Genomic DNA, 8961 nt, shown 5'->3' on the forward strand with positions numbered 1-8961 from the left:
CTTGCTGTTGTAAGCCCCTACCTCGGCCTCCGTAACTTACGTATCTCAGGTGTCGGACGCCAGCGAATTGACGACGCGCGTCAATCGTCGGCGGTCTATTAGGCTCGTACGCATGGCCGACGCACCGTACAAGCTGATCCTCCTCCGCCACGGCGAGAGCGAGTGGAACGAGAAGAACCTGTTCACCGGTTGGGTGGACGTGAACCTCACCGCGAAGGGCGAGAAGGAGGCGACGCGCGGCGGCGAGCTGCTCAAGGACGCCGGCCTGCTCCCCGACGTGCTGCACACTTCCCTCCAGAAGCGCGCCATCCGCACGGCGCAGCTCGCCCTCGAGTCGGCTGACCGCCACTGGATCCCGGTCAACCGCTCGTGGCGCCTCAACGAGCGCCACTACGGCGCGCTCCAGGGCAAGGACAAGGCCCAGACGCTCGCCGAGTTCGGCGAGGAGCAGTTCATGCTGTGGCGCCGCTCCTACGACACCCCGCCGCCGGCGCTCGCCGACGACAACGAGTACTCGCAGGCGCACGACGCCCGCTACTCGACGATCCCGCCGGAGCTGCGCCCGCAGACCGAGTGCCTCAAGGACGTCGTCGAGCGGATGCTCCCGTACTGGTACGACAACATCGTCCCGGACCTCCTGGCCGGCCGCACGGTCCTGGTCGCGGCCCACGGCAACAGCCTCCGCGCCCTGGTCAAGCACCTGGACGGCATCTCGGACGCGGACATCGCGGGCCTGAACATCCCGACGGGCATCCCCCTGTCGTACGAGCTCGACGAGAACTTCAAGCCCCTCAACCCGGGCGGCACGTACCTCGACCCGGACGCGGCGGCGGCGGCGATCGAGGCCGTGAAGAACCAGGGCAAGAAGTAACCCTGACCCACGAAAGAGCCCCCGACCCGCGGTTTCCCCGCCGGGCGGGGGCTTCTTCGCGTTCTGGGCCGGACGGGTGAGGGCGAAACCTTACGGCTTCGGGGGCGGGTATGTGGGGTGGGTGGCGCGGTAGGTGTGCCGGTGACAGCCTTCCCGTCTCAGGAAACGAGAGTCCTCGTGCGTCTCCGGCACTCCGTCGCCGCCGCTTGCGGCGCCCTTGCCCTCACCGCCGCCCTGGCCACGCCCGCCCACGCCGCCACCGGCGAGTTCCACTACCGCTTCGTCGGGCTGAGCGGCGAGCCGCAGACCGCCACGCTGGACGACCCGCCGAGCGGCGAGTGCGTCACGATCCCCGAGGCCTCCGACCCGGCCGCCTCGTCGCCGGCCTTCGCGCCGCACAACGACACGGACGAGTACGCGATCGTCTTCACCGAGGCCGACTGCACCGGCGACTCCTGGACCCTCCGCCCCCACGGCCGCCCCGCCACGGACCGGCTCACGCTCCGGTCGGTGGTCTTCCTCGGCGGCTAGGACGGCGGCCCTCCTGACGGCCCCGGCCCGCCTCTTCGGCGGGTTCGGGGCACCGCTCCGATAATCGCGGGCGGGGTCCGCGCCGGTTCGTTAGCGTTCCAGGTCATGAGCACGCCACAGACCAGCACGTCACTCCGCCTGGAGCGGGTCACCCCCGAGAACGTGGACGCCGCCCTCGCGCTGCGCGTCCACCCCCATCAGGAGCGCAACGTCTCCCCCGTCGTGCGCTCCCTCGCCGAGGCGTACGCCTTCGGGGAGACCGCCTGGCCCCGGCTGATCTTCGACGGGGACGAGCTCGTCGGCTTCCTCATGGCCTTCCTCGACATCCCGTGGAACGAGGAGAAGGACCCCACCGACCGCCGCAGCGGCCTCTGGCGGCTCAACATCACCGCCGACCGACAGGGCAAGGGGTACGGGCGCTTCGCCGTCGAGGCGGTGCGCGACGAGCTGCGGCGGCGCGGTACGGGACAGCTGTACGTGACCTGGGAGCCCGGCGAGGGCGGCCCCGGCGAGTTCTACCGCCGGCTCGGCTTCCGCACGACCGGCGAGACCAGCGGCGATCAGACCGTCGGCGTGCTCGATATCTGACGTACGGCACAGGGGAGGGGGTGGGGCCGCGGCCCCACCCCCTCCCCACCGGTCAGCCCGAGCAGCCCCCGCACTGGCACGGCGAGCCCGACTGGCAGCCGCAGCCGCAGCCCGAGCCGCAGCCGCAGGCGCCGAGGACGGGCAGGAACTCCGTCCCGCGCGGAGCCTCTCGCTGGGGATCGGTCGTCACAGGGGATTCGGCCATGGGGGTCCCTCCCTTTCGAGGCGCGCGTCGCCTCCCCCCATTGCATGCCCACTCGGACCGGCGCATCAACGGCGCACAGGCGCCCGCGCCGCCGGACAGGCCCCTACGCGCCCTCGACCGGCGCGTCCGCCGCCTGGAGCTCGTCCGCGTGCTCACCCGTCACCAGGTACACGACGCGCTTCGCCACCGACACCGCGTGGTCCGCGAACCGCTCGTAGTACCGGCCGAGCAGCGTCACGTCCACGGCCGTCTCGATGCCGTGCCTCCAGCGGTCGTCCATCAGGTGCTGGAAGAGCGTCCGGTGCAGCAGGTCCATCTCGTCGTCGTCCTGCTCCAGCTGGAGCGCCAGGTCGACGTCCTTCGTGATGATGACCTCCGCCGCCTTCGCCATCAGGCGCTGCGCCAGCTGCCCCATCTCCAGGATGGTCGCGTGCAGGTCCCCCGGCACCGCCGTGTCCGGGAACCGCAGCCGCGCCAGCTTCGCCACGTGCTGCGCCAGGTCGCCCGAGCGCTCCAGGTCCGCGCTCATCCGCAGCGAGGTCACCACGATCCGCAGGTCCGTCGCCACCGGCTGCTGCCGGGCGAGCAGCGCTATCGCCCTGGCCTCCAGGTCGTGCTGGAGGTCGTCGACCTTCTGGTCCGCCGCGATCACGCTCTCCGCGAGCTTCAGGTCCGCGTCGAGCATCGCCGTCGTGGCGCGCCCGATCGCCGATCCGACGAGTCGGGCCATCTCGACCAGGCTCTCGCCGATCGAGTCCAGTTCCTCGTGGTACGCGTCCCGCATGGATGTCCCTCTCTACGCAAAGCTCCGGGGTCCGGGTGGGGCTTCGGACCCCCACGCTCCCACGTTCGGCTCTCTACGAGTCCGGTTCCACCCCCTCATGTGAATCGACACTTTCCTCTAGGTGAACTCTGGGCGACACACGCCACCCCGGCCGCCGCGACAAATGAACCACCCCCGTCTCCTCGGTGAACTCTGGGCGACGACTGTTCGAGGAGCCACTCGGACGGCTGGGAGAGTGTCCGTCGACCCGCATAACCTTGAGGGCATGGACGTGAACGCGGCGGTCGCCGCATTGGCAGCGATCGCCGGCGTGTGCACCGGCGTGATCGCCATGCTGGCGTTCCGCTGGAGCGAGCGCGACCAGGCGCGACCCACCCGGACCTCCCTGCACACCGACGCCGTGCTCCCGCCCGGCGTCGACACCGTGCTGTCCGTACTGCGCTCGTCCGCGGTCGTCCTCGACGACAGCGACTCCGTGGTGAAGGCCAGCTCGGCGGCGTACGCCCTCGGCCTGGTCCGGGGCGGCAAGCTGGCCGTGGAACCCATGCTCAACATGGCCCGCGACACCCGCCGCGACGGGGAGATACGACAGGTCGAGCTCGACCTGGCCCGGCGCGGCACCGGACGCGGCGAAGCCCTCGCCGTCTCCGCCCGCGTCGCCCCGCTGGGCTCGCGGCTGGTCCTGCTCCTGGTCGAGGACCTCACCGAGGCCCGCCGCATCGAAGCGGTACGGCGCGACTTCGTCGCCAACGTGAGCCATGAGCTCAAGACGCCCACGGGCGCGCTCTCGCTGCTCTCCGAGGCGGTCATGGACGCCTCGGACGACCCCGAGGCGGTCACCCGCTTCGCCGGCCGCATGCAGATCGAGGCGACCCGCCTCACCAACCTCGTACAGGAGCTCATCGACCTCTCCCGCGTGCAGAACGACGACCCGCTGGAGGACTCCGAGCCGGTGTCCGTGGACGAGCTCGTCGCCGAGGCGATCGACCGCTCCCGGCACACCGCCTCCACCAAGCAGATCACCATGATCTCCGGCGGCGCCGCCGATCTGCGAGTCTGGGGGAGCCGCGGCCAGCTCGCCGCCGCCCTCGGCAACCTCGTCGAGAACGCGGTCAACTACTCACCGGCCCACACCCGCGTCGGCATCGCGGCACGCAAGATCGCCGCGCCCGGCGGCGACCTGATCGAGATAGCCGTCACCGACCAGGGCATCGGCATCCCCGACAAGGACAAGGAGCGCGTCTTCGAGCGCTTCTACCGCGTCGACCCGGCCCGCTCCCGTGCCACCGGCGGTACGGGGCTCGGCCTCGCCATCGTCAAGCACGTGGCCGCCTCGCACGGCGGCGAGGTCACCGTATGGAGCACCGAGGGCCAGGGCTCCACCTTCACCCTGCGGCTGCCCGAGGCGGGCTCCGCACGGGACCGCCGGCCCGTCTCATCTCCCACCCCAGATCTCATGACCGAACCGCTTCCCTCCCCGGAGGTCCTTCCGTGACCCGAGTGCTCGTCGTCGAGGATGAGGAATCCTTCAGCGACGCCCTGTCGTACATGCTCCGCAAGGAGGGCTTCGAGGTCGCCGTGGCGGCGACCGGGCCCGACGGCCTCGACGAGTTCGAGCGCAACGGAGCCGACCTCGTCCTCCTCGACCTGATGCTTCCGGGGCTGCCCGGTACCGAGGTGTGCCGCCAGCTGCGCGGCCGCTCGAACGTCCCGGTGATCATGGTGACCGCCAAGGACAGCGAGATCGACAAGGTCGTCGGCCTGGAAATAGGAGCCGACGACTACGTGACGAAGCCCTTCTCCTCGCGGGAGCTGGTCGCCCGCATCCGCGCGGTGCTCCGCCGCCGCGGCGAGCCGGAGGAGGTCACCCCGGCGGCCCTGGAGGCCGGCCCGGTCCGCATGGACGTCGACCGCCACGTGGTGACGGTCTCGGGCGGCAAGGTCGACCTGCCGCTGAAGGAGTTCGACCTCCTGGAGATGCTGCTGCGCAACGCGGGCCGCGTGCTGACCCGTATGCAGCTCATCGACCGGGTGTGGGGCGCGGACTACGTCGGCGACACCAAGACCCTCGACGTCCACGTGAAGCGCCTCCGCGCCAAGATCGAACCGGACCCGGGAGCCCCGCGCTACCTGGTGACGGTCCGTGGCCTGGGCTACAAGTTCGAGCCGTAGACACACCCCGGCCAAGGAGGCCGGACGGAGTCCGGCACAGCGCCCCGAAGCCTGTGAGGCCCCCAGGGCCGACCAGTGCGAGGGGAGCACGTGGGACGGGGCTCGAGCCGTAGACGAGCCGGCTCCAAGGGCCCGCTCCAAGGGCCCGCTCCAAGGGCCCGCTCCAAGGGCCCGCTCCAAGAGCCGGCTCTACGAGCTGCCGTACGCGTGGCCGTACGCGTGAAGGGGCGCCCCCGACCGGGGGCGCCCCTTCACGTATGTCCTGCCGCTCGGTCAGTGACCGGCGGTCGTGGCCTCGCCCGAGGGCTCGGCGCCGTGCTCGCCGCCGTGCTCGCCCTCTGCGGGGGCCGAGGCGGTCGGGGAGGAGCCCGGGGGAGCCGGGACGATCGACGGGCCGTACTCCTTGAAGTAGCTCGTCGCCGGGACGACGAAGGCGTCCAGGCCGACGTTGCCCGTCTTGCTCAGCTTGAAGACGACCTCCTGCGCGTCGCCGTTCCGGGTCGCCTCGGCGCCGTTCTCGATGACGGCGGTGGCGTTGCCCTCGCCGCCGATCACGACGGAGCCGAGCGGCGGCACGGTGATCGGGCCGGTGGCGCCGGCGGCGGCCGTCAGCTTCACCGTCGCGCTCGTACCCGGCAGGGTGATCGCGTCGAGGGTCTGCGGCGTGCGGCCGTTGTTGAAGACGGTCGCCGAGACGACGGCCGGGCCCTTCACGCCCTGGTGGGGCTGGGTGATGACGAGCGCGTTCTGGATCTTGACGTCGTCCACGGTGACGGCCGCGTTGTCAGGCTTGACGCCGAGCGTCTGCGCGTCGTTGCCCGCACCACAGGCGGACAGCGCGGCGATCGAGAACACGATGGCAGTGGCGGCGAGGGCGCCGCGTCGAAGGCTGCGGCTCACGGCGGCGGCATCTCCTAGGACGAACGGACAGGTTTGGGGACTAAGGAACAGCTAAAGGTGTGTCAGCGCGCTTAGGTTACCGAGCCGCACTCTCCGTCCCGCACCCGACCCGCCCCTAAGCGGCACCGGCAGTCGCGGGGACGTCACAGCGGTGACCCCGGGGGCGGATCCGGGAGTGGTTCCCGGAACGGCTCCGAGGAGTGCTCCGAGAGCGCTCCGAGGGCCGCTCCGGGACCGCACCGAGCGGTGTCCGCCCGCCGCCGTGAGCGACTCTCCGTGGCCGGATCGCGACCCATTGACCTGTTGTTCACATAACCGCCTTGATCAATTCGGCGGTCGCCCCGCATTCCCCGCGGCCCGCTCCGGAAAATCACGGACCGTCGTCGACCTGATCAATTCCGGAATCACCCCGGCATGCATCCGTACGGGTGGGCGATCCTCGAACGGAGTACGCGAAGAAGGGCACTCCGAACCCGACAAACCGGGACATCGCCCCTCCCTGGAGCGGCTCCAGGTACGTGTAACGTGCGCGTTTCTCTGCGTCCGCACAGCCGCTCCGACCTGCGAATACCGCCTTCCGGAAGCCCTCCGCAGCACGTTCGTGATGCTGTTGTCAAGCCCCGAGATATGCTCTGACCTGCGAAAACGCCATTCAGAAGAAGCAGTATCCGTGTTACCCTGGATAGCCACGGAAGGGGTACCTGTCACATGACGTTCAAGGTTGGCGACACCGTGGTCTATCCCCATCACGGGGCCGCGCTGATCGAGGCCATCGAAACTCGCCAGATCAAAGGCGTGGACAAGACCTACTTGGTGCTCAAGGTCGCGCAGGGCGACCTGACGGTTCGTGTACCGGCGGACAATGCGGAGTTCGTCGGAGTTCGCGACGTAGTCGGTCAGGACGGGCTGGACCGGGTCTTCGAGGTGCTGCGCGCGCCGTACGCCGAAGAGCCGACGAACTGGTCCCGTCGCTACAAGGCAAATCTCGAGAAGCTCGCCTCCGGCGATGTCATCAAGGTCGCCGAAGTAGTGCGCGACCTGTGGCGCCGGGAGCGCGAGCGCGGGCTGTCCGCCGGTGAGAAGCGGATGCTTGCCAAGGCTCGGCAGATCCTGGTGAGCGAGCTGGCTCTCGCGGAGAACACGAACGAGGACAAGGCCGAGGCTCTCCTCGACGAGGTCCTCGCGTCCTGAGTGAGCGCGCTCTGAATCGCTCCGGGTCCTTCCGGGCGACCGGATCTTTCCGGGCGATTCGTTCCGAGCGTGCTTCCAAGTGAAGCGATGCCGCGGTGCCCGCTGGCGCGCTGTGAACCACACAGCGCTGTCGTCGGGCGCTGCGGCATGTTCGCGTACGCATGCGGAGCGTACGCACGACCGTACGCACACGACCGGCCGGCTCCCTGAAAAGCCGCCGCCCCCTGCGTACCGCTGAAGAAACCCGCACCCCCTGTTACGTCCGAACCCCTGTGCTCACGCGCTAACGCCTCGACCGTCGTCACGGAAAGGGCCCGGTCAAGGCGGAGCGTCCGGCACGGTGAGGCCATACCCATGTCGGCCGCGGAAACAAACCTGCCGGAGTGCAACCGATGTCAGACGAAGCGCGTCCTTCTCGTACCGCCGTGGTGATCCCGGCGGCCGGACGGGGCGTACGCCTCGGCCCGGGCGCCCCCAAGGCGCTCCGCGCGCTGAACGGCACCCCCATGCTCATCCACGCCGTCCGCGCGATGGCCGCCTCCCGCGCGGTCTCGCTCGTCGTCGTGGTCGCCCCCTCCGACGGCGCCGCCGAGGTCAAGCACCTCCTCGACGCCCACGCCCTCCCCGAGCGGACCGACTACCTCGTCGTCCCCGGCGGCGACACCCGCCAGGAGTCCGTCCACCTCGGACTCCAGGCGCTGCCCGAGGGCGTCACCACCGTCCTCGTCCACGACGCGGCCCGCCCCCTGGTCCCCGTCGACACCGTGGACGCCGTCATCGAGGCCGTACGGGACGGGGCCGTCGCCGTCGTCCCCGCGCTGCCCGTCGCGGACACCGTCAAGGAGGTCGAGCCGGCCGAGAAGCCCGGCGACCCCGAGCAGGTCGTCGCCACGCCGATCCGCGCCCGCCTCCGCGCCGTCCAGACCCCGCAGGGCTTCGACTACGACACGCTGGTCAACGCCCACGCCACCATCGCCCTCACCGGTGAGGGCGCCACCGACGACGCCGGCATGGTCGAGCGGCTCGGCGCGCCCGTCGTCGTCGTGCCCGGCCACGAAGAGGCCTTCAAGGTGACCCGCCCCCTCGACCTCGTCCTCGCCGAGGCCGTACTCGCCCGCAGGAGGGCCAACGATGGCTTCTGACCGACCCGTCCTTCCCCGTACCGGCATCGGCACCGACGTCCACGCCTTCGAGAAGGGCCGCGAACTCTGGTGCGCGGGCCTGCTCTGGGAGGGTGAGGAGTACGGGCTCGCCGGGCACTCCGACGGCGACGTCGCCGCCCACGCCGCCTGTGACGCGCTCTTCTCCGCCGCCGGCATCGGCGACCTCGGCGCCCACTTCGGCACCTCGCGCCCCGAGTGGTCCGGCGCCTCCGGCGTCACCCTCCTCGCCGAGGCGGCCCGGATCGTCCGCGCCGAGGGGTACGAGATCGGCAACATCGCCGTCCAGGTCGTCGGCGTCCGTCCCAAGGTCGGCAAGCGCCGCGACGAGGCCCAGAAGGCGTTGAGCGAGGCGGCCGGCGCACCCGTCTCCGTCTCCGGCACGACCACCGACGGGCTCGGACTGACGGGCCGGGCCGAGGGCCTGGCCGCCCTCGCGACGGCCCTCGTCTACCCCGTGACGCGCCAGGACCACTGAGCCCGCGGGGGAACCCGGGAAAAAACGTGCCCCGCGAATCGTCGACAGGTCGCGGGGCACTACCACACGCCCACTACCCTG

Annotated in this window: 11 protein-coding genes; 8 read left to right on the forward strand and 3 right to left on the reverse strand. The window is 70.7% G+C overall.

All coding sequences use genetic code 11. The features are described from left to right. Nucleotides 1-112: 112 nt before the first annotated feature. The 3 genes from SGA01_RS19425 (at nucleotide 113) to SGA01_RS19435 (ending at nucleotide 1990) form a co-directional block, all read left to right on the forward strand. Nucleotides 113-871 (forward strand): phosphoglyceromutase, encoded by a 759-nt coding sequence (locus SGA01_RS19425; protein WP_055642214.1) that lies wholly within the window; start codon nucleotides 113-115, stop codon nucleotides 869-871. A 177-nt stretch (nucleotides 872-1048) separates the two neighbouring features. Next, the gene (locus SGA01_RS19430) at nucleotides 1049-1402 is read left to right on the forward strand and encodes a hypothetical protein (RefSeq protein ID WP_141297727.1); all 354 of its coding nucleotides are present in this window, start codon (nucleotides 1049-1051) and stop codon (nucleotides 1400-1402) included. Between the two features lie 105 nt (nucleotides 1403-1507). Beyond that, nucleotides 1508-1990: a GNAT family N-acetyltransferase gene (locus tag SGA01_RS19435; protein ID WP_141297728.1), complete on the forward strand. Its 483-nt coding sequence runs from the start codon at nucleotides 1508-1510 to the stop codon at nucleotides 1988-1990. Nucleotides 1991-2042: 52 nt separating this feature from the next. Here the strand turns inward: SGA01_RS19435 and SGA01_RS41120 are convergent, their stop codons facing one another. Both SGA01_RS41120 and phoU read right to left on the reverse strand, forming a co-directional pair. Then, on the reverse strand, nucleotides 2043-2195 hold the full coding sequence (locus SGA01_RS41120; protein WP_167534136.1) for a hypothetical protein: 153 nt from the start codon (nucleotides 2193-2195) through the stop codon (nucleotides 2043-2045). A 103-nt stretch (nucleotides 2196-2298) separates the two neighbouring features. Continuing rightward, nucleotides 2299-2979: a phosphate signaling complex protein PhoU gene (gene phoU, locus SGA01_RS19440; RefSeq protein WP_141297729.1), complete on the reverse strand. Its 681-nt coding sequence runs from the start codon at nucleotides 2977-2979 to the stop codon at nucleotides 2299-2301. 265 nt (nucleotides 2980-3244) lie between these two features. On the opposite strand from phoU, the gene phoR reads away from it, so the two are divergent. Then, nucleotides 3245-4474, forward strand: a complete 1230-nt coding sequence (gene phoR / locus SGA01_RS19445) for a two-component system sensor histidine kinase PhoR (protein ID WP_055642210.1) — start codon at nucleotides 3245-3247, stop codon at nucleotides 4472-4474. 5 nt (nucleotides 4475-4479) lie between these two features. Then, nucleotides 4480-5151, forward strand: a complete 672-nt coding sequence (phoP, locus tag SGA01_RS19450) for a two-component system response regulator PhoP (protein ID WP_465270246.1) — start codon at nucleotides 4480-4482, stop codon at nucleotides 5149-5151. Between the two features lie 273 nt (nucleotides 5152-5424). Here the strand turns inward: phoP and SGA01_RS19455 are convergent, their stop codons facing one another. Beyond that, nucleotides 5425-6051, reverse strand: coding sequence for a DUF461 domain-containing protein (locus tag SGA01_RS19455; protein WP_141297730.1), 627 nt, complete (start codon nucleotides 6049-6051; stop codon nucleotides 5425-5427). A 708-nt stretch (nucleotides 6052-6759) separates the two neighbouring features. On the opposite strand from SGA01_RS19455, the gene SGA01_RS19465 reads away from it, so the two are divergent. The 3 genes from SGA01_RS19465 to ispF all read left to right on the forward strand — a co-directional run bounded on the left by SGA01_RS19465 (nucleotide 6760) and on the right by ispF (nucleotide 8880). Further along, nucleotides 6760-7242 (forward strand): CarD family transcriptional regulator, encoded by a 483-nt coding sequence (locus SGA01_RS19465; RefSeq protein WP_003953493.1) that lies wholly within the window; start codon nucleotides 6760-6762, stop codon nucleotides 7240-7242. A gap of 392 nt (nucleotides 7243-7634) precedes the next feature. Continuing rightward, the gene (gene ispD, locus SGA01_RS19470; RefSeq protein WP_141297731.1) at nucleotides 7635-8384 is read left to right on the forward strand and encodes a 2-C-methyl-D-erythritol 4-phosphate cytidylyltransferase; all 750 of its coding nucleotides are present in this window, start codon (nucleotides 7635-7637) and stop codon (nucleotides 8382-8384) included. Then, a complete protein-coding gene (gene ispF / locus SGA01_RS19475; protein ID WP_055642207.1) occupies nucleotides 8374-8880 on the forward strand; it encodes a 2-C-methyl-D-erythritol 2,4-cyclodiphosphate synthase in 507 nt (168 codons plus the stop codon). The genes ispD and ispF overlap by 11 nt, the downstream gene beginning before the upstream one ends. Nucleotides 8881-8961: the final 81 nt, after the last annotated feature.

Origin of the sequence: Streptomyces gardneri, assembly GCF_006539185.1 — a bacterium.
Taxonomy (GTDB): Bacteria; Actinomycetota; Actinomycetes; order Streptomycetales; family Streptomycetaceae; genus Streptomyces; species Streptomyces gardneri.